Origin of the sequence: Agromyces protaetiae (genome assembly GCF_004135405.1) — a bacterium.
Taxonomy (GTDB): Bacteria; Actinomycetota; Actinomycetes; order Actinomycetales; family Microbacteriaceae; genus Agromyces; species Agromyces protaetiae.
Window position 1 is genome coordinate 3,061,042 of the sequence record NZ_CP035491.1, and the last position, 20,203, is coordinate 3,081,244.

The 20,203-nt window shown below is 70.2% G+C and carries 21 protein-coding genes; 2 read left to right on the forward strand and 19 right to left on the reverse strand.

Annotated elements, in window-relative coordinates:
* From miaA to ET445_RS14345, 19 genes are all read right to left on the reverse strand, one after another.
* The gene (gene miaA, locus ET445_RS14255) at window positions 1-936 is read right to left on the reverse strand and encodes a tRNA (adenosine(37)-N6)-dimethylallyltransferase MiaA (protein WP_129191856.1); all 936 of its coding nucleotides are present in this window, start codon (window positions 934-936) and stop codon (window positions 1-3) included.
* Window position 937: 1 nt separating this feature from the next.
* On the reverse strand, window positions 938-2,449 hold the full coding sequence (gene miaB / locus ET445_RS14260) for a tRNA (N6-isopentenyl adenosine(37)-C2)-methylthiotransferase MiaB (protein WP_243695418.1): 1,512 nt from the start codon (window positions 2,447-2,449) through the stop codon (window positions 938-940).
* Window positions 2,450-2,590: 141 nt separating this feature from the next.
* Entirely contained in the window at window positions 2,591-3,430 is an 840-nt protein-coding gene (locus ET445_RS14265) for a regulatory protein RecX (protein WP_129191858.1), read from the reverse strand.
* A 49-nt stretch (window positions 3,431-3,479) separates the two neighbouring features.
* A complete protein-coding gene (gene recA, locus ET445_RS14270; protein WP_129191859.1) occupies window positions 3,480-4,550 on the reverse strand; it encodes a recombinase RecA in 1,071 nt (356 codons plus the stop codon).
* A gap of 300 nt (window positions 4,551-4,850) precedes the next feature.
* Complete coding sequence (locus tag ET445_RS14275; protein WP_129191860.1) at window positions 4,851-5,072, reverse strand: DUF3046 domain-containing protein; 222 nt, start codon at window positions 5,070-5,072, stop codon at window positions 4,851-4,853.
* 76 nt (window positions 5,073-5,148) lie between these two features.
* Window positions 5,149-5,460, reverse strand: a complete 312-nt coding sequence (locus ET445_RS14280; RefSeq protein WP_129191861.1) for a helix-turn-helix domain-containing protein — start codon at window positions 5,458-5,460, stop codon at window positions 5,149-5,151.
* 212 nt (window positions 5,461-5,672) lie between these two features.
* On the reverse strand, window positions 5,673-6,188 hold the full coding sequence (locus tag ET445_RS14285; protein WP_129191862.1) for a CinA family protein: 516 nt from the start codon (window positions 6,186-6,188) through the stop codon (window positions 5,673-5,675).
* A gap of 11 nt (window positions 6,189-6,199) precedes the next feature.
* On the reverse strand, window positions 6,200-6,796 hold the full coding sequence (pgsA, locus tag ET445_RS14290; protein WP_129191863.1) for a CDP-diacylglycerol--glycerol-3-phosphate 3-phosphatidyltransferase: 597 nt from the start codon (window positions 6,794-6,796) through the stop codon (window positions 6,200-6,202).
* Between the two features lie 43 nt (window positions 6,797-6,839).
* Window positions 6,840-9,821, reverse strand: a complete 2,982-nt coding sequence (locus ET445_RS14295; protein WP_129191864.1) for an FtsK/SpoIIIE family DNA translocase — start codon at window positions 9,819-9,821, stop codon at window positions 6,840-6,842.
* An 88-nt stretch (window positions 9,822-9,909) separates the two neighbouring features.
* Window positions 9,910-10,401, reverse strand: coding sequence for a GNAT family N-acetyltransferase (locus ET445_RS14300; protein WP_129191865.1), 492 nt, complete (start codon window positions 10,399-10,401; stop codon window positions 9,910-9,912).
* 49 nt (window positions 10,402-10,450) lie between these two features.
* Window positions 10,451-11,692, reverse strand: coding sequence for an ABC transporter permease (locus ET445_RS14305; RefSeq protein WP_129191866.1), 1,242 nt, complete (start codon window positions 11,690-11,692; stop codon window positions 10,451-10,453).
* On the reverse strand, window positions 11,689-12,465 hold the full coding sequence (locus ET445_RS14310) for an ABC transporter ATP-binding protein (RefSeq protein ID WP_129191867.1): 777 nt from the start codon (window positions 12,463-12,465) through the stop codon (window positions 11,689-11,691). The genes ET445_RS14305 and ET445_RS14310 overlap by 4 nt, the downstream gene beginning before the upstream one ends.
* Entirely contained in the window at window positions 12,462-12,788 is a 327-nt protein-coding gene (locus ET445_RS14315) for a permuted SH3 domain-containing protein (protein ID WP_129191868.1), read from the reverse strand. Before ET445_RS14315 ends, ET445_RS14310 begins: the two co-directional genes overlap by 4 nt.
* The gene (locus ET445_RS14320; protein ID WP_129191869.1) at window positions 12,743-13,516 is read right to left on the reverse strand and encodes an efflux RND transporter periplasmic adaptor subunit; all 774 of its coding nucleotides are present in this window, start codon (window positions 13,514-13,516) and stop codon (window positions 12,743-12,745) included. The genes ET445_RS14315 and ET445_RS14320 overlap by 46 nt, the downstream gene beginning before the upstream one ends.
* A 163-nt stretch (window positions 13,517-13,679) precedes the next feature.
* The gene (locus ET445_RS14325; protein ID WP_129191870.1) at window positions 13,680-15,356 is read right to left on the reverse strand and encodes a ribonuclease J; all 1,677 of its coding nucleotides are present in this window, start codon (window positions 15,354-15,356) and stop codon (window positions 13,680-13,682) included.
* A 97-nt stretch (window positions 15,357-15,453) separates the two neighbouring features.
* On the reverse strand, window positions 15,454-16,428 hold the full coding sequence (gene dapA, locus ET445_RS14330; RefSeq protein ID WP_129191871.1) for a 4-hydroxy-tetrahydrodipicolinate synthase: 975 nt from the start codon (window positions 16,426-16,428) through the stop codon (window positions 15,454-15,456).
* Between the two features lie 280 nt (window positions 16,429-16,708).
* Complete coding sequence (locus ET445_RS14335; RefSeq protein WP_129191872.1) at window positions 16,709-17,569, reverse strand: type IV toxin-antitoxin system AbiEi family antitoxin domain-containing protein; 861 nt, start codon at window positions 17,567-17,569, stop codon at window positions 16,709-16,711.
* A gap of 206 nt (window positions 17,570-17,775) precedes the next feature.
* Window positions 17,776-18,306 (reverse strand): dihydrofolate reductase, encoded by a 531-nt coding sequence (locus ET445_RS14340; protein ID WP_129191873.1) that lies wholly within the window; start codon window positions 18,304-18,306, stop codon window positions 17,776-17,778.
* Complete coding sequence (locus tag ET445_RS14345; RefSeq protein ID WP_129191874.1) at window positions 18,303-19,142, reverse strand: thymidylate synthase; 840 nt, start codon at window positions 19,140-19,142, stop codon at window positions 18,303-18,305. Before ET445_RS14345 ends, ET445_RS14340 begins: the two co-directional genes overlap by 4 nt.
* A 102-nt stretch (window positions 19,143-19,244) precedes the next feature.
* Between ET445_RS14345 and ET445_RS14350 the strand changes: the two genes are divergently transcribed.
* Together ET445_RS14350 and ET445_RS14355 are read left to right on the forward strand one after the other, a co-directional pair.
* The gene (locus ET445_RS14350) at window positions 19,245-19,706 is read left to right on the forward strand and encodes a TlpA family protein disulfide reductase (RefSeq protein WP_129191875.1); all 462 of its coding nucleotides are present in this window, start codon (window positions 19,245-19,247) and stop codon (window positions 19,704-19,706) included.
* A complete protein-coding gene (locus ET445_RS14355) occupies window positions 19,693-20,157 on the forward strand; it encodes a DUF4395 domain-containing protein (RefSeq protein WP_129191876.1) in 465 nt (154 codons plus the stop codon). The genes ET445_RS14350 and ET445_RS14355 overlap by 14 nt, the downstream gene beginning before the upstream one ends.
* Window positions 20,158-20,203 lie beyond the last annotated feature (46 nt).

Consider the following 20,203-nt stretch of genomic DNA (forward strand, 5'->3'; position numbering starts at 1 on the left):
TCAGTCTACGGCCGCGAGCGCGGCCTCCCTGCCGAGCGCCGACGCCCGCTCCGACGCATCCGTCGCGTCGACGACGACCTGGTCGGGGTAACGCTTGAACCAGCTCACCTGCCGTCTGGCATACACGCGGGTGAGCTGCTGCGTCTCCGCGACGGCATCGGCGCGGGACATCCGGCCCTGCAGCTCTGCGAGCGCTTGCGCGTACCCGATCGCCTTCCGCGCCGTCACGCCCTGCTCGAGGCCGAGTGGGACGAGCCCCGCGACCTCGTCGACGAGCCCGTCGGTCCACATGCGCTCGACGCGCCGGTCGAGGCGTTCGACGAGCGTCGCGCGGTCGCTGCGCAGATGCACGATGCGATGCGGATGCCACGGTACGGGCTCGTCGGGAAGGCGTGCCGCTTTCGGCTCACCCGTGAGCTCGATGACCTCCAGAGCGCGCACGATCCGCCGACCGTTGGCGGAGTCGACGCTCGCAGCCGTCTGCGCGTCGATCTTGCGCAAGCGCGCGTGGAGCAGCCCCGGGCCGAGCTCGTCGAGCTCGCGTTCGAGGCGCGCACGGATGCCCGCGTCGGTGCCCGGGAAGCGGAAGTCGTGGATGACGCTCGAGACGTACAGCCCCGAGCCGCCGACGAGGAGTGCGACTCCCCCGGCGCCCTGAATGCGCTCGATCTCGGCTCGCGCCTCGGCCTGGTACCGAGCGGCCGACGCCTCGTCGGTCACGTCGAGCACATCGAGCATCCGATGCGGAATGCCCCGACGTTCCGACTCCGAGAGCTTGGCCGTGCCGATGTCCATGCCGCGGTACAGCTGCATGGCGTCGGCGTTGACGATCTCGACGGCGCGCCCGCCGCTCGAGATCGACTCGGCGAGGTCGAGCGCGAACTCGGACTTGCCGGTACCCGTCGCGCCGACGATCGCGATGAGCGACGACGTCACGTCAGCGCTGCGAGTCGGTCGGGTCGTAGATCGGCATCGTGCCGACACCGGGAGCGATGAGCGGTTCGCGCGACACCCGGATCGACGGCAGCCCCAGCGAAACACGACCGCCCACGCTCGACGTCCCCTCTCGGGGCGCCGCGGGCACGCCGCAGCTCTCGGCCTGGTTGCGGTCCCACGCGTCGCCGGCACGCGTGCGACGGACCCGGAGAGGCGCACCGTCGGCGCTGTCGGCGATGAGGTGGAACGGAGCCGCCTGCGTGATCGTCACGGACACGACGTCGCCGGGGCGCGGGAGTTCGGACCCAGCGGGCACCTCGAAGTGCACGAGCCGGCTGTCTTCGGCCCGACCCGAGAGTCGATGGGTCTCGGAGTCCTTCTTGCCCTCGCCAGTCGCGACGAGCACCTCGACGGCACGGCCGACGAGCTTCTGGTTCTCCTCCCAGGAGATGCGCTCCTGCAGGGCGATGAGCCGTTCGTAGCGCTCCTGCACGACCTCTTTGGGAAGCTGGTCGGGCATCGTCGCCGCGGGCGTACCCGGACGGATCGAGTACTGGAACGTGAACGCCGACGCGAAGCGCGCGGCCTCGACGACGCGGAGCGTGTCTTGGAAGTCCTCCTCGGTCTCGCCCGGGAACCCGACGATGATGTCGGTCGAGATCGCCGCGTTCGGGATCTTCGCCCGTACGCGGTCGAGGATGCCGAGGAACTTCTCGGAGCGGTACGAGCGGCGCATGGCCTTCAGCACCCGGTCGGAGCCCGACTGCAACGGCATGTGGAGCTGCGGCATGACCGCGGGGGTCTCTGCCATGGCGTCGATGACGTCGTCGGTGAAGGCCGCGGGGTGCGGGCTCGTGAAGCGGATGCGCTCGAGGCCCTCGATCTGGCCCGCGGCCCGCAGAAGCTTGCCGAACGCCTGGCGGTCGCCGAATTCGACGCCGTAGGAGTTCACATTCTGGCCGAGGAGGGTGACCTCGACGGCGCCGTCGTCGACGAGCGCCTGGATCTCGGCGAGGATCTCGCCCGGGCGGCGGTCCTTCTCTTTGCCGCGGAGCGAGGGCACGATGCAGAACGTGCAGGTGTTGTTGCAGCCGACCGAGATCGAAACCCACCCGCTGTACGTCGAGTCGCGCTTGGTCGGGAGCGTCGACGGGAACACCTCGAGCGCGTCGAGGATCTCGAGCTGCGCCTCTTCGTTGTGACGAGCGCGCTCGAGCAGGCTCGGCAGCGACCCCATGTTGTGCGTGCCGAAGACGACGTCGACCCACGGCGCCTTCTCGAGGATGACGTTCTTGTCCTTCTGGGCGAGGCAGCCGCCGACGGCGATCTGCATGCCCTCGTGGCGGCGCTTGACGCCCGCGAGGTGGCCGAGGTTGCCGTAGAGCTTGTTGTCGGCGTTCTCGCGGACGGCGCACGTGTTGATGACGACGACGTCGGGCTCGGCGCCGTTCGCCGGCACGTACCCGGCGGCCTCGAGCGACCCAGACAACCGCTCGGAGTCGTGGACGTTCATCTGACACCCGAACGTGCGCACCTCGTACGTTCGGGGCGTGCTCTGAGGACTCGAGACGACGGCGAGGTCATCGATGGCGGGCGCGAGTGCGGCGGCCTCTCGGGGCGAGGCCTCTCGAATGGTGCTCATGATCGCACCAGTCTACGAGCGATCCCCGGACAGTACCTCGGACACGATCTCGCGCACGAGCCCGCGCGGGTACCCCCGGCGCTGCAGGAACGCGGAGAGCCGCCGCTCGGCGGTCGCTCGGTCGAGACCCGACAGCTGCCGCGCCCGACGCTCGGCGATCGCGAACGCCTGGTCGCGCTCGGCATCGCCGTCGAGCGCGTCGATCGCGGCACGCGCGACACCGGCGTCGACGCCGCGGCGGGTGAGCTCGGAGAGGATCGCTCCGCTGCCGCGCCCGCGGCGGGTGACCTGGACGTGCACGAGGTGCTCGGCGAGCTTCGCGTCGTCGAGATAGCCGAGCCGCTCGTAGCGCTCGATCCACTCTTCGACCTCATCGTCGTCGAGCCCGTGCTCGACGAGCACGTCGCGCACCTCGGCGACCGACAGCGACGACCGGCGAAGCCGCGAGACGACGAGCCGATCGATTCGGGCGTCGCGCTCGGCGCCGGTCTCGGTCTCGGCAGCCGCGTCGACCAGCTCGCTCCAACTCTTGCCTCCGGCTCGGGCGGACCGGCCTCCGGCCTCGCTCGCCGCATCGTCTCGCCGAGCCCCGCCGTCGATCGACCTCAGGCCGCCGCGCACGACGGCACGGCCGTGTTCGTCGCCTGCTGCGGATCGCGGCAGGTCGTCACGGAACGGCGAACGCCCGCCCGACTGCTGCATCAACCGTTCCATCGACTCGCGCGCGCGCTCGGCCTCGACGACCTGCGAGTTGAGCTTCGCCTGCATATCGCGGGCGGGGTCGACTCCCGGCACCGCCCACGGCAGGTACGAGACGGGGGCGAGGCGCCCGCGTGCGTCGGAATCGCTCATCGTGCGCCTCTCCCCCGGCTCCGGTGTGTTCGTGTACCGCTCGCGCCCGTCAGGCGCCCTTGCGCTTCGCGTCGAGCGACTCGACGTTCGACGCGCCCAGTGCTGCGGCCCCCGCCGCCCCGGCGGCGCCGATGCCGAGCTTCACGAGGATCTTCTGCTCGATGTCGGCGGCGATGTCGGGGTTGTTGATGAGGAAGTTGCGGGCGTTCTCTTTGCCCTGGCCGAGCTGGTCGCCGTCGTAGGTGTACCAGGCGCCCGACTTCTTGACGATGCCCTGGTCGACGCCGTAGTCGATGAGCGAACCCTCGCGCGAGATGCCGACGCCGAACAGGATGTCGAACTCCGCCTGCTTGAACGGCGGCGCCATCTTGTTCTTCACGACCTTCACGCGCGTGCGGTTGCCCACGGCCTCGGTGCCGTCTTTCAGGGTCTCGATGCGACGGATGTCGAGGCGCACCGACGCGTAGAACTTGAGCGCCTTGCCGCCCGCGGTCGTCTCGGGCGAACCGAAGAACACGCCGATCTTCTCGCGGAGCTGGTTGATGAAGATCGCCGTCGTCTTGGTCTGGTTGAGCCCGCCCGTGAGCTTGCGGAGGGCCTGCGACATGAGGCGGGCCTGGAGGCCGACGTGCGAGTCGCCCATCTCGCCCTCGATCTCGGCGCGCGGCACAAGGGCTGCGACGGAGTCGATGACGACGAGGTCGATCGATCCCGATCGCACGAGCATGTCGGCGATCTCGAGCGCCTGCTCACCGGTGTCGGGCTGCGACACGAGCAGCGAGTCGATGTCGACGCCGAGCTTCTTCGCGTAGTCGGGGTCGAGTGCGTGCTCGGCGTCGATGAACGCGGCGATGCCGCCGGCGCGCTGCACGTTGGCGATCGCGTGGAGCGTCAACGTGGTCTTGCCCGAGGACTCTGGGCCGTAGATCTCGACGATGCGGCCTCGCGGGAGGCCGCCGACGCCGAGGGCGACGTCGAGGGCGATCGACCCGGTGGGGATGATCTCGACGGGCGCGCGCTCTTCACTGCCGAGGCGCATCACCGAGCCCTTGCCGAACTGGCGGTCGATCTGGGCGAGTGCGGTTTCGAGGGCTTTCTCGCGGTCTGCGGGAGAGGGCATCGGTGGCTCCTTCGTTGGTTGAGTGCTGCTGCCTATCGACTGTCGTTCCACGTCGGCCGCAACCTCGTTGGTCATGGGCCGGCACGTCTCGCGACAAGGCGTTCGCGGGTGTTCCGACGCATCCGACCGTATGGTCGACCACCGACATCCACTCGGCCGGGGCCTTGGAATGTGGAGGGGATGTTCGAAACCTCCGCTGTGGAGGAGCCTACGCCGTTCTCGAACAGATCTTCGACGCGACGCGCCCGCGTGTCGCGCGGGATTCGCACACGCGACAGCGCGCAGCACCCCCGCGTCCGGTCAGCGCGGCTCGCGCTGCCCGACGCCGTGCCGGCGGGCGGGCGGGACATCCGTCGCCTCGCAGAGCGCGAGCCACACCTCGCGCGGCGGGACGCCCGCCGCGAGCGCCTCGCGGGCCGTGCGCCCGCCGACTGCCTCGAGCACGAGATCTTGCAGCAGCACGCTCGCGTACCCCGCGCCGAACTCGTCATCGACGGCGAGCTGGAACTCGCTGAGCTTCACGCGAACCTTCCGGACATGGCATCGGCCGGTCCGAAGACCGGCCGATGCGACAGTTTGTATGCGGTGACGTCGTGCGTCAGCGGACCATCATGTCGGGCTCGAACTCCGCCACGAGGTCGTCGGGCAGGCTGTCGGGCACGACGGGCGCGAGGCCCTCGAGAACGGCGATGCGGTCGCCGACCTCATGCATGATCACCGAGATGGGCGTATCGAGGGCGTCGGCCACCGAAGCGAGGATCTCGCTCGAGGCCTCCTTCTGACCGCGCTCCACTTCGCTCAGGTAGCCGAGGGCGACACTCGCCTTGCTCGCCACCTGACGAAGGGTGCGGCCCTTCTGAAGTCGGAAGTCCCGCAACACATCGCCGATCTCTTGTCGGACAAGAACCATCGGAACCTCCTTCATCTCTCTGGCCGGGGGGACAGTGTATCCCCTCTCCCCGGTGCCTCGACACTAAGCCAATCACACTGGGGTTTCCGTGTGAACCCGAGTGCTGTAACAGCGTGTTCACAAAACGTATTCCGCCCGACTTCGAGCGACGTGTCGGCGTTCCGAAGCGCGTCGCGCGTGACGCGATGCCGCGCGCTCGGCACGTGCTCGCCTCAGTCGACGACCCGGAGACACAGGGAGATCACAGCGCGCACGGCGGCTTCTCGGATCTCGGCGCGACCTCCGACGAGCGAGAGTTCGACGGCTTCGGATGCCTCGCCGACGCGCACCGCGACGTGCACGGTGCCCGGCGCATGGCCGTCCTGCGGGTCGGGGCCGGCCACTCCCGTCGTCGCGAGACCGACGTCGGCGGGCCGCCCGTCGACCGCGCACGCGCGCCGCACGCCGTCGGCCATCTGCCGCGCGACCTCGGCGTCGACGGCGCCTCGCTCCGCGAGGAGCGCCGCGTCGACCCCCAGCAGGTCGCGCTTCAGCGGCGTCGCGTACGCGACGATGCCGCCGTTCAGGACCTCGGATGCCCCGGGCACGCCGACGATCGTCGCGGCGACGAGTCCGCCTGTGAGCGACTCGGCCACTGCCAGCGTGAGCCTGCGCTCGGCGAGCCGACCGACGAGCGCGGCCGCGAGCACGTGCAGGTCGGCCGCGGCGTCGGCGTCGGCGCGAGACATCCGGATGTCTCTCAGGCGTGCCGCTCGCGCGCGAGCCGCACCGCGTCGCGAACGTACAGAAGCCCCGACCACACCGTGAGGAGGAGCGCGAGGGCGATGAGCACGGCGTTCACCCACGCCATCCACTCGCCGAGGAGCACCGGCAGCGGCGCGAGCGCGAACGAGATCGCGACCGATTGCACGACCGTCTTGAGCTTGCCGCCCGACGACGCCGGCACGACGTTGCCGCGACCCAGTTCGACGAAGCGCCAGATCGTGATGCCGACCTCGCGCAGGACGATGAGGCCCGTCACCCACCACGGCACCTCGCCGAGGATCGAGAGGCACACGAGCGCCCCGCTCGTGAGGAGCTTGTCGGCGATCGGGTCGAGGATCTTGCCGAGGTCGGTGATCTGCCCGCGGCTGCGGGCCAGGTGCCCGTCGACCCAGTCGGTCGAGATCGCGATGACGAAGAGGGCGGTCGCGACCCACCGCAGCACGCCACCGCGCCCGTCGTCGGCGAACAGCAGCCAGAAGAACACCGGTGCGAGGATGATCCGCACGATCGTGATCGCGTTCGGCAGATTCCAGTTCGACGAGCGCGCCGGAGTCGCCGCGGGTGAGGTCATGCCGACAGCCTAGCGGCGCGCCCGGCCGCGCACCGGAGTCGATTCAGTCGCGCCCGGTGAGTCCCCAGGCGTCTTCGTCGTCGTCACCTTCGACCTCTTCGAGACCCTCGGGGATTCGGCCGACGGGGTCGTCGGCGTAGCGGTCGTCGACGCCCCAGCCGTCGTCGGCGGGTGTGGGCTGCAGCGCGGTCGGCTGCGGCACAGGCGCGGGCGCCACAGGCACCGAAGGTGCGGCCGAGGGCGGCCCCGCGGGCTCCTCGCCGCGGAGCCGCGCGAGCACGCCCGGCAACTGCTCGACCGTCACGAGCACGTCGCGCGCCTTCGAACCCTCGGAGGGGCCGACGATCTCGCGCGACTCCAGGAGGTCCATGAGGCGGCCGGCCTTCGCGAAGCCGACGCGGAGCTTCCGCTGCAGCATCGACGTCGACCCGAACTGACTCGACACGACGAGCTCTGCGGCGGCGAGCAGCAGTTCGAGGTCGTCGCCGATGTCGGAATCGATCTCTTTCCGCTCGACGGCGGCCGCGACATCCGCCCGGTATTCCGGCCGAGCCTGCCGCGTGACGTGTGTGACGACACGCTCGATCTCGCTCTCGGCGACCCACGCGCCCTGCACGCGGATGGGCTTGGAGGCGCCCATCGGGAGGAAGAGCCCGTCGCCCTGGCCGATGAGTTTGTCGGCACCGGGCTGGTCGAGGATGACGCGCGAATCGGTGACGCTCGTCACCGCGAACGCGAGGCGCGACGGCACGTTGGCCTTGATGAGGCCCGTGACGACGTCGACCGAGGGGCGCTGCGTCGCGAGCACGAGATGGATGCCCGATGCGCGCGCGAGCTGCGTGATGCGCACGATCGAGTCCTCGACGTCGCGCGGCGCGACCATCATGAGGTCGGCGAGCTCGTCGACGACGACGAGGAGATACGGGTACGGCTTGAGCTTGCGTTCGGAACCCGCGGGCAGGACGATCTCGTTGTTCACGACGGCCTTGTTGAAGTCGTCGATGTGGCGGAAGCCGAACGACGCGAGGTCGTCGTAGCGCATGTCCATCTCCTTCACGACCCACTGCAGCGCCTCGGCCGCCTTCTTGGGGTTCGTGATGATGGGCGTGATGAGATGCGGGACTCCCCCGTACGGAGCGAGCTCGACGCGCTTGGGGTCGATGAGGACCATGCGCACTTCCGACGGCTTGGCGCGCATGAGGAGGCTCGTGATCATCGAGTTCACGAAGCTCGACTTGCCCGAGCCCGTCGAGCCCGCGACGAGGAGGTGCGGCATCTTCGCGAGGTTCGCGACGACGTACCCGCCGCCGACGTCTTTGCCGACGCCGATCGTCATGGGATGCTTGGCGCCCATGGCCGCGCCCGAGCGCAGCACGTCGCCGAGGGTCACGATCTCGCGGTCGGCGTTCGGGATCTCGACGCCGATGGCGCTCTTGCCGGGGATCGGCGAGAGGATGCGCACTTCATTGGATGCCACGGCGTACGACAGGTTCTTCGAGAGCGCAGTGACGCGCTCGACCTTGACGCCCGGCCCGAGCTCGATCTCGTACTGCGTGACCGTCGGGCCGCGCGAGAAGCCCGTGACCCTCGCGTCGACGCCGAACTGCTCGAGCACACCCGTGATCTGACGGACGACTTCGTCGTTCGCGGCCGAACGCGACTTCGCGGGCGCGCCCGCGGCGAGCGTCGACGCCGACGGCAGGTGGTACGGGCGGTCGGGTTCGGGTGCCGCGTCGGGAGCGAAGGCGTCGGATGCCTCACCTGACGCCGCGGTTGCGAGGGCGCCTGCAGCGGCGGCTGCGCCGCCCGCGGCACCGGCACCTGCACCCGCGCCGCTGACCGACCCCTCGGCCCCAGAGCTCTCGAGCCCCGCGAGCACCCCGGTCGCCCCGGGATCGTCGCCCCGAAGCCCGGTCGACCCGTGCGGGTACCCGCCGCCGAAGCCCTGCAGCGCCGACTCGGCGCGCGCGAGGTCGTCGAGGACCTCGGTGCCGTAGGGGTCTGCCGGCCGCTCGACGACCGTGTGGTCGACGACGCCCTCGAGCGCCGACTCGAAGCTGCCGTCGGCCGAGCCCGGCCCGAACACGTCGGTGAGACCCTTCTCGCCGGCAGGCGTGTAGTCGGGGTCTTCCTCACGGTTCGACGAGTTGCGCCTCCACCAGGGCAGGAGCCCGACCGGCGCATCGCCCTCCCCGTCGGCCCCGAGTGCGTCGATGCCGTCGAGCTCGACCTGCTTCGCACGCTCGCGGGCTCGCTTGGCCTTCGGCGCGGGCTCGGAGGCATCCGCCCTTTCACCGTCGTCGATCGCGCCGAACAGCCACTCGTACAGCTCACGGAAGCGCCGGCCGATGCGGTTCGGCGGGGTCTTCGTCATGATGAGGAGCGACAGCACCGCGAGCAGCACGAGCACGACGCCCGCGCCCCACGGGGTGATGAGGAACACGAGCGGCTGGGCGAGCATCCACCCGAGCACGCCGCCCGCGCGCGCCAGCACGGGCATGCCCTCGCTCGGGGCCGGCTGCCCGCCGAAGAGATGGCAGAGCGCCGAGACCGTCACGAGCAGGAGCGCGAGCCCGATGCCGATACGCGTGTTGTCGTGCACCGAGCTCGGGTGGCGGAAGAGCCAGACCGCGAAGAGCAGCATGATCACGGGCAGCGCGAACGCGAGACGCCCGAAGAGGAGCCCGAACGTCCACGCGTCGAACTGCTGCGCGACGGGCTCGTTGATGTAGAACCACTCGACGACCGCGCCCGCGATCGCGAGCAGCACGAGGAAGAACGGGAGGCCGTCGCGGCGCTCCTCCTTCTGCAGGGTCTCTGGCCCGAGCGCGCGTGCGGCGCCGCCCGTGAGGTGGGCGAGACCCATCCACGCGCGCACGACGACGGGAGGTTTGTCGCTCGCAGCGCTCGACGCCGCTGGCTTCGCCGCGCGCGTGGCCGGCAGCTTCTTCGTCGGCGCGGTCGCCGATGCGCCCCGGGCACTCGTGCCGGGGGCACGCTTGTTCGATCTGGTGCCCGTTGCCATAGGAAGAACGTTACGGCCGGGGGCCGACACGGGCCGGGAGGCGCCCGCGAGTGTCAGCGAACACGGTGCGCACGCGGTTTCGCAGGTGTCAGACGAGTCGCCGCACCATCGTGTCGCGCCCGACGCGCGACTCGACGACCGAGAACCCCTCCGAGCGGTAGAGCGCGGTCGCGTAGTTCCCGTGCTCGACGCTCAGGGCGAGCCGTGCGAATCCGGCCCGCCGCGCGGCATCCATGAGCTCTTCCATGAGTGCTCGCCCGACGCCCTGTGCCCGCCAGAGCGGCCGCACGCCGATGATGAGCTCGGGCACCCCCGTCGCGACGAACCCGTGGGCCTGCACGTTCTGCGGGAACAGGCGATACCAGGCCGCGCCGATCGGCCGTGCGTCTTCGTCGACCGCGACGACGCCCGAATCGGATGGCCGCTGCCACCCCGAGATGTAATTCTTGTAGACCGGGTCGGCGAGCACCGTCGGCCGGGGCCGGTTGATCCCGTCCCGCCAGTTCGCCGCCTCGACCACCATGTCGGCGAGGAAGACCCCGTCGCTCGAAGTGGCCGGGCGGATCGTGAAGGCCGCCATGGCGGGATGCTACGCGGTCGCTGTTTCAGCCGTGTTACCAGGGGTTCGATCAGAACCGGATCGCGTCGATGACCTTGACGCGCACCGCGGCGAGCGCGGGCAGGAGCCCCGCGAGCGCGCCGACCGCGACGGCCGCGACAATGCCGACGACCGCCGCTTCCATGGGGAAGCCCGGGAGGTCTTGCACCTCGACGCCGCCCATGACCATGCCCATGAGCGGACTCCGGATGAGCGCGATCGAGACGCCCACCCCGACGACGCCCGCGACGAACGTGCCGACGACGGTCTCCATGAGCACCGAGAAGAACACCCGGCCCGCCGACGCCCCGAACGAGCGGCGGATGCCGATCTCACGGATGCGCGCCCTCACGGTCACGAGCGCGACCGTGAGGAGCCCGAGCGCGCCGAGCAGGAGGATCACGACCGCGACGCCCCCGATCACGAGCTTGATCGGCAGGTACGGGTCGCCGTCCATCTGCGCGTAGTCGGTGCGCCAGCCGTCGACCGTCGCGCCCTCGCCGAGCTCCGTGATGAGCGTCTGCCTGAATGACTCGAGGAGTTCGCCGGCGCTCTCCTGCGGGATCCACACCTCGTACATCGGCGCGAAGGCGCCCATCATCGGATCGGGGTTCTCGGGCTGCAGCGCGAAGTAGGCGTCGGCGAGCAGGAACGCCGACGGCTGGGTGTCCCACTCGCTCTGCTTCGGCGTGACCCCCGTGATCACGCCAGTCACGGGATGCGCGCCGATGACCTGCACGGTCGGATGCGTCGAGAGCGCGGGCCTGCCGAGGCGGTCCCAGAAGGCTTCGTTGACGACGAGGGCGGGCGCGAGCCGGTCGGCGTCGCGGTCGGTGAACCACGCACCTTCCTCGACTTCGACGCGGTGGATGACGCCGTAGTCGGGGTCGACGACCTGCAGGTTCACGGGCACGGCGCCGTCGGCGAACTGCACGGTGATCGTGCCCCAGCCGTTGCGCGTCGCGTACGAGATCTCGTGGCGCGCGAGCGCGGTCTCCCAGGCCGCGCCCGCGACGGCCGGGTCGAGCATCCCCGTCGGCGAGTTGAGACTGTACTGCACGGTCGCGGGGCGTCCTCCCCCGCGCTCCTGCAGTTCGCGTCCGGCCTGCTCGGCGATCGCGCCCGCCGCGACGACCGTCGCGAGCGCGCACACGGCGACCGCGACGCCGATGAGCGAGAGGAGCACGCGACCCTTGTGGATGCGGAGTTCTTCGAGCGCCTCGACGACCGTCGACACCATTCCCGTGCCCGTTCGGGCGAGCCACCCGATCATGCGACGGCCTCGGTTTCGAGGTCGTCGGCTTCGAGCGAATCGTCGGCCGTCGAGCGCGCGGCGCGCGCGACCCCGGATGTCTCGGCCGAGTCATCCGTCTCTTCCAGACGTCCCGCGACCAACCGGAAGTGCCGGTTCGACCGCGCCGCGATCGCAAGGTCGTGCGTGATCGTGACGAGCGCCGCACCCGTCTCGTCGGCGACCGACTCGATGAGCGACATGACCTCGGCGCCGGTCTCGAGGTCGAGCGCGCCCGTGGGCTCGTCGGCGAGGATGAGCCGGGGCTTCCGCACGAGCGCGCGGGCGATCGCAACGCGCTGCTGCTCGCCGCCCGAGAGCCGCTCAGGCTTGGCCGCGAGGCGCGCGCCGAGCCCGACGCGTTCGAGCATCTCGGCCGCGATGCGCTCACGCCGCCAGAACTCGCGCCCGCCCGAGTAGAGGAGCGGCGCCTGCACGTTCTGCAGCGCCGTGCGCCCGGGCAGCAGGTTGAACTGCTGGAACACGAACCCGATCTCGCTCCCCCGGAGGCGATCGCGCCCGCCCGACCCGAGCCTGCGGACATCGTGCCCGAGGCACGAGAGCGTGCCCTCGGTCGGCACGTCGAGAAGTCCGAGCAGATTCAGCAGGGTCGACTTGCCCGACCCCGAACGGCCGACGATCGACACCCGGTCGCCCTCGTCGACGTCGAGATCGACGCCCGAGAGGATCGTGAGCGGTGCGCCGTCGGGCAGTTCGACCCGGCGGCCGACTCCCCTGGCTTCGACGAGCCTCATCGCGCGAGCGTCCCGCACACCATGCTGCCGTCGCCCATCGACACGCACCCCTCCTGCGCGACCGACCCCGGCGCGCCCGGCACGAACTGCAGGATGCTGTCGCCCTCGGCGAGCCCCTCGAGCACCTCGACGTTCGTACCGTCGGTCAGGCCGAGCTTCACGGGCTGCTCAGTGCGCTCGCCGTTCACGACCTTCCAGACGACGCCGCTCTCGGCACCGCCCTCGACCGCCGTGATCGGAACCACGAGCACGCCGTCGGCGCTGCCCGCCGAGATCTTCACCTGTGCCGCGAGTCCCGCGAACACGCGTACGTCGCCCGGCACGTTGCAGTGCACCGTCGTGCCGCCGCCCGCTCCCGCATCGCCGACACCAGTCGGGGCGCCGGGCGCTCCCCGCCCGCCCCGGCGCCCGAGAGCGGCGTCGTGATCGTGAGCCCACCGCATGTGAACGGCGCCGGCCCGCCCGAGATCGTCACGAGCGCCTCCGTGGGCGCGCTCGTGAGCCGATACTGCTGCCCCGGGCTGAGGGTCGCCGACACGTTGAAGCTCGGAGGAGCGACCTGCCCCGCGACCTCCCCCGTCGAGACCGGCTGCCCCGGGATCACGTCGAGCGCGCTCAGCACGCCCGCCGCCGGCGCGAGCACCTTCTCGTACCGGAACGTCTGCTTCGGCACCGTCACGACGGGCACCCCGTCAGGCCCGACGGACTCGACCGGCTCGACCTCGTTCGGCACCTTGATGTCGAAGAGCTTGTCGCCCGCGCCGACCGTCGCGCCGACCGCGAAGAACACCTCGTCGACCGTGCCAGTGCCCGTCGCCTTGACCGGCACCGACGCATCGGCGTTGACCGTTCCCGCGAGGATCACCTCATTCGCGATCGTGCCCTTCGTCACGGGCACCTCGGGCTCGGTCACCGTGCCCGTCGGCACGAGCGCGTCGGCCTCGGGCCCCGCGACATCGGGGAAGAACGCGAGCTTGCCGAGCGCCGCGGCGATGACCGCCACGAGCAGGATGCGGATGATCGGGAAGATCCACTTGCGCCAGACGCCCACGGCACTCCTTCGTCGGGTCGCCCGGTCGAGGTGGGGTCGGGCGTCGGAGTCACCCTATGCGCGCGGGGATGCGGAGGGAATGGTCCTCGGGATGAATCCGGGATGCCCCGGAGACGACGGACGCCCGGGGTCGACCCCGGGGCATCCGTCATGATCTTCTTCGCTACGCCTCGATGACGAGGGGCACGAGCATCGGCCGCCGGCGCAGCCGCCGGTTCACCCACGTGCCGAGCGTGCGGCGGATGAGCTGCTGCAGCGCGTGCTGATCGCGCACGCCCTCGCGGGCGGCGTCGGCGAGCGCCGCGATGATCTTCGGCTTGACGTCGTCGAACACGGCGTCGTCTTCGGCGAAGCCGCGTGCGTGGATCTCGGGGCCCGAGATGACGTGCCCCGTGTTCGCGTCGACGACGACGATGACCGAGATGAACCCCTCTTCCGCGAGTATCCGGCGGTCTTTGAGGTCGGCGTCGGTGATCTCGCCGACCGTCGACCCGTCGACGTAGACGAAGCCGAGGTCGAGCTGACCCGCGACGTGGAGGTATCCGTCTTTCAGATCGAAGACCGTGCCGTTCTCGCCGATGAACGTGTGCTCCTCGTGGATGCCCGTGTCGCGCGCGAGCTTCGCGTTCGCGACGAGATGGCGGTACTCGCCGTGGATCGGGAGCACGTTGTTCGGCTTCAGGATGTTGTAGCAGTAGAGCAGCTCGCCCGCGGCCGCGTGACCAGAGACGTGCACCTTCGCGTTGCCCTTGTGCACGACGTTCGCGCCGAGCTTCGTCAGCCCGTCGATCACGCGGTACACGGCGTTCTCGTTGCCCGGGATGAGGCTCGACGCGAGGATGACCGTGTCGCCCTCGCCGACCTCGATCTGGTGGTCGCGGTTCGCCATGCGGCTGAGCACCGCCATGGGCTCGCCCTGCGACCCCGTCGACATGTAGACGATGCGGTCGTCGGGGATGTCGCCCGCCTTCTTGTAGTCGACGAGCACCCCCTCGGGCACTCGGAGGTACCCCAGGTCTTCGGCGATCGTCATGTTGCGCACCATGCTGCGGCCGAGGAGCGCGACCCGTCGTCCGTTCGCGTGGGCAGCGTCGAGCACCTGCTGCACGCGGTGCACGTGGCTCGAGAAGCTCGCGACGACGACCTTCTTCTTCGCGCGCGAGATCACCTGGTCGAGCACCGGCCCGATGTCGCGCTCGAGCGGCGTGAAGCCCGGGACATCCGCGTTCGTCGAATCGACCATGAACACGTCGACGCCCTCCTCGCCGAGCCGCGCGAACTCGCGCAGGTCGGTGAGGCGACCGTCGAGCGGCAGCTGGTCCATCTTGAAGTCGCCCGTCGCGAGCACCGTGCCCGCACGCGTCTTGATCGCGACCGCGAGCGCGTCGGGGATCGAGTGGTTGACCGCGACGAACTCGAGGTCGAACGGGCCGAGCTGCTCCTTCTGGCCCTCGGCGACCGTGAGGCTGTACGGCTGGATGCGGTGCTCCTTGAGCTTCGCCTCGACGAGCGCGAGCGTGAGCGTCGAGCCGATGAGTGGGATGTCCCCGCGGAGCTTCAAGAGGTAGGGCACGGCGCCGATGTGGTCTTCGTGGCCGTGCGTGAGCACGACGCCCACGACATCGTCGAGGCGGGACTTCAAGAACCCGAAATCGGGCAGGATCAGGTCGACGCCCGGCTGGTGCTCTTCAGGGAAGAGGACGCCGCAGTCGACGATGAGGATCTTGCCGTCGAGCTCGAAGCTCGTCATGTTGCGGCCGACCTCCCCCAGGCCGCCGATCGGGATGATGCGAAGCGTCCCCGCCGCAAGCGGCGCGGGATCATGGACGATGTCGGGCATTGGCCCCCCTCGTTGAATCGATGTGCAATTGGTGCGATCACGGTGATCGCGGATGTCTCGTGGCGCGCGCCGCCCGTGGGCGACTCGCGCGTGCGCGTCAGCGCGTGGTGCCCGCCACCTTCGGCAGCGCGCCGCCCGCGGCGGCGTTGCGGTCGGGGCGGAAGTTGTGGAAGTCGACGCCCTGGACGCCCTGGACGAGGTCGAGCTCGTCTTCGATGAGCGCGGCCTCCCACTCTTCGGGGCCGACGAGCGGCAGGCGCACTCGCGGGCTGCCGATGCGGCCGAGTCCGTGGAGGATGTACTTCGCCGCGACCGTGCCCGGCACGTGCGTCATCGTCGCGCGGACGAGCGGCTCGAGCCTGCGGTGCTCGGCCGTCGCCGTCTTCAGGTCGCCCGCGTTCACGGCGTCGACGATCGTGCGGTACGGCGCCGGCGCGATGTTCGCCGTCACGCCGATGAGGCCGACGGCGCCGATCGAGAGGTGCGGGAGCACGTTCGAGTCGTCGCCCGAGAAGTACATGAGGTCGGTCTGGTTCAGCACCCGGCTGACCTCGCTGAAGTCGCCCTTGGCGTCTTTGATGGCGAGGATGTTCGGGTGCTTGGCGAGCCGCAGGATCGTCTCGTACTTGATCGGCACGCCCGTGCGGCCCGGGATGTCGTAGAGGATGACGGGCAGGTCGGTCGCGTCCGCGACGAGCCGGAAGTGCGTGAGGATGCCCGCCTGCGTCGGCTTGTTGTAGTACGGCGTGACGATCATGATGCCGTCGGCGCCGGCCTTCTCGCTCGCCTTGTAGAGCTCGATCGCGTGCGCGGTCTCGTTCGAGCCGCCGCCCGTGATGATCTTCGCCCGGCCCGCTGCGACGTCCTTGCCGATCTCGACGAGCCGCAGCTTCTCGGGGTCGGTGAGGGTCGACGTCTCCCCCGTGGTGCCCGTGACGACGATGCCGTCGGCTCCCGCCGAGACCACGTCGTCGATGTGCTTCTCGACCCCGGGCCAATCGACCTCGCCGTCCGCCGTCATGGGCGTGACGAGCGCGACGAGCACTTGTCCGAAGGGGTTCTCTTGAGTCACGCCCTCCAGGCTATCGGTTCGAGGGTGGTGCGCGTGCGGGGTGTGGGCCCGGGCCGTTCCGCCCGCCTCCGCACCCGCACCCACTCACGCACCCGCACCCGCACCCGCACCCGCACCCGCACCCGCACCCGCACCCGCACCCGCACCCGCACCCGCTCACGGCGTAGGAGATCTCGACCGACGCGCTGGCCGGCCAAGGCGCGCCGTTGGAAATCTCCTATGCCGTGCACACACACGTCGGCGCGGCCTTTTGCGCCTGCTCGCAGCCGGGCATCGGCGCTCAGCGCCGTGGGCTCAGGTGAGCGCCCGATTCGACGCATGCGAGGATCGCAGACTCGACGAGCTGCCAGTCGTGTACGACGAGGGCATAGTCGAACCGCAGCGTCCGAAACCCGAGGGCGGCCGCCGCAGCGTCGCGGACGAGGTCCTTGTGCCGGTTCGAAGGCCCGTCGTGGTTCTCGCGACCGTCGACCTCGAGGATGAGCCGGTCGCCGAGCACGAAGTCGACTCTTCCGACGCCGGGGATCTCGACCTGCGAACGGAGTGCGATGCCGAGTGCGCGCAAGCGGAATCGCAGGAGCGACTCGAGGCCGCTGTCGGCGTTCCACCTCGCGTCATCGACGAGGGCCCGATGCGGAGCGGGGATCGCGGCCCTCAAGCGGGTCAGGGCGCGCCGATCGAGCAATCGCTTTCGCAGGGCGGACTCGAGGCACACGAAGAACTTCTCCGCTCCGAGACATCCGAGGATCTGCGCGAGCGCGATCTCGATCGACACCTGTGCGCTCGCGTTCGGACGCGCACTCCAGTGCAGGATGCACACGCATCCCTCATGTGGGCGACTGCGCCCGTTCGGCGGCATCGACACGTGGGCGCGGCCGTCGTCGGGGCGAAGCATCCACAGACCGTGCAACTCGGCGACGTCGATGCATCCGACGACACCGCCATGTCGAATCGCCTCGGCGACCGACCGCGGCGTCTCCGGCACTGCGTAGACGCCGATCCGGAGTCGGATGACGGTACCCGCATCGAGCGCTCGCCGCAGGTCGCGCCTCCCTACTCCGTAGGCGTCGAGTTCGCGCGCGGTCGCAACACCGCCGAGATCGGCGCACGCGCGGTGGACGAGGTGTGGCGGATGGTGCATGGAGCGAGCCTGCGGCCGGATGCGTGCCGAGAGTTCCGGCCTCGAGACATCCGTGGTGATGGACTCGAACGAATGATCTGTGGAGGACCGGTCCTGCGCCGACTGCACCACGTAGGAAATCTTCTGGTGCAGGCCGGATGCCACCGGTGTGGCGCCCGAATTCTCCTACGCGGTGTGCGGACTCTGCGAGCGGGACGCGAGCGCGCTCAGCGCGCGTAGCTGAGAAAGCGGTGGCGGATGCCTCCCGCCGACGTGTGCCACCCGTCGGCCGGGTCGGCCGCGACGAGCCGCCAGGTGCCGTCGATGTCAGGCGCGTGGGTGTCGCCGTCGACGGCGAGGTCGAGTTCGGTGACCTCGAGCCGGTCGGCGAGGGCGAGGGTCTGTCGGTAGAGGTCGCCGCCGCCCATGATCCAGACGGATGTCTCGAGCGACTCGGATGCTCCGTGCTCGCCCGCCTGCGCGAGCGCGAGCGCTTCCTCGACCGATCCGGCGCGCTCCGCGCCCGCGGCCTCAGCCGAGCCGGCCCATGACTCCTGTCGGGTGACGACGATGTTCCGCCGCCCGCGCAGCGGCCGGAAGCGCTCGGGGATCGACTCCCACGTGCGCCGCCCCATGACGACGGGCGAGCCGAGGGTGACGCGCTTGAAGTGGGCGAGGTCTTCGGGCAGGTGCCACGGCATGACGCCGCCCGCGCCGATGACGCCGCCCTGCGCCTGGGCCCAGATGAGTCCGATCACACCGCGACGGCCGCGCGGATCGCGGGGTGGTGCTCGTAGTCGTGCACGACGAAGTCGTCGTACTCGTAGTCGAAGATCGAGGCGGGCGTGCGTGCGAGGGACAGCGTCGGCGGCGCGAACGGCTCGCGCGAGAGCTGCTCCTCGACCTGCTCGCGGTGGTTGTCGTAGATGTGGCAGTCGCCGCCCGTCCAGACGAAGTCGCCGGGCTCGAGGCCGGTCTGTTGGGCGACCATGAGGGTGAGGAGCGCGTACGAGGCGATGTTGAACGGCACGCCGAGGAAGAGGTCGGCGCTGCGCTGGTAGAGCTGGCAGCTGAGCTTGCCGTCTGCGACGTAGAACTGGAAGAGCGCGTGGCACGGCGCGAGCGCCATGTCGGGGATGTCGGCCGGGTTCCACGCCGACACGATGAGGCGGCGCGAGTCGGGGTTCGTCTTGATCTGCTCGACGACGTCGGCGATCTGGTCGATCGTCTCGCCCGAGGCGGTGGGCCACGACCGCCACTGGACGCCGTAGACGGGACCGAGTTCGCCCGCCTCATCGGCCCATTCGTCCCAGATCGACACCCCGTGCTCTCGCAGCCACGACACGTTCGACTCGCCGCGGAGGAACCACAAGAGTTCGTAGGCGACCGACTTGAAGTGCACGCGCTTGGTCGTGACGAGCGGGAACCCCTGCGAGAGGTCGAACCGCAATTGCCGGCCGAAGACGCTCGTCGTGCCCGTGCCCGTGCGGTCGTCTTTGTGCACGCCGTTCGCGAGGGTGTCGCGAAGGAGGTCTTCGTACGGTGTCGCGATCGTCTGGCTCACGTCATCGATGCTAACGGGCGCCCCCGACATCGCGGGCGAGGATCGCTGAGGGCGGATGTCTCCCCCTGGCCTCGTTCGTCACGTCCCGTCACACTCGCGCGCGAGGCATCCGATCGTCCTACCGTTTCCCCTGTGAACTGGATCTTCGCCGCCGCTGCCGCCGCCGCGCTCGTCGCGGTCGCGACGGGCGCCGGGTTCTGGTTCCGCGCACGGCAGGGTCACGTCACCGTGACGGCTCCGGCGACGAGCCGGGCGGATGCCTCGGGGCGCGACGCGCTCGACCTCGGCCTCGATCCCCGCGCCCTCGGCGAGGCGACGCTCGTGCAGTTCTCGACCGAGTACTGCAGCCGCTGCCCGGGCACCGCCCGAAGCCTCGGCGAATTGGCCGGCCGGTACGACGGCGTCCGTCACGTCGAGATCGACCTCACGCACGACGCGAAGCTCGCCGACCGCTTCAGCGTCCTCCAGACCCCCACGACGCTCGTCCTCGATAGATCAGGCACGAGTATCGCGAGGATCGGCGGCGTCCCCCGTCAAGCCGAACTCACCGCCCTCCTCGACCGACTCACCGGGAGCGACCATGTCCTCATCTGACGCCCCTCGCGGCATCGATCCCCGCGGCCCGCGCTTCGCGGCCGGCATCACCGCCGTTCTGCTCCTCGTCGACGTGGTGCTCGGCTTCGCGGGTGCCGCGCTCGCGGCCTGGATCCTCCTCACCGTGATCGCCGTGCTCTTCCTGTGGTCGGCCGCCGCGGGCGTCGCCCGCTCGCCGTACAGCTGGATCTTCCGCACCTTCGTGCGCCCGCGTCTCGCGCCGCCGACCGAACTCGAAGACCCGCGCCCGCCGACGTTCGCACAACTCGTGGGCTTCATCGTCACGATCGTCGGCGTCATCCTCGGCGCGTTCGGCGTCGCGATCGCGGTGCCGATCGCCGCTGCGTTCGCCTTCGTCGCGGCGTTCCTCAACGCCGCCTTCGGCCTGTGCCTCGGATGCCAGCTCTACCTGCTGCTCGTGCGCGCGCGCGTCATCCGTCAGACCGCTTGAACGCGTCCCGATTCCTCTGCCTGGGCCTGACGCCGGCCTCGGTACG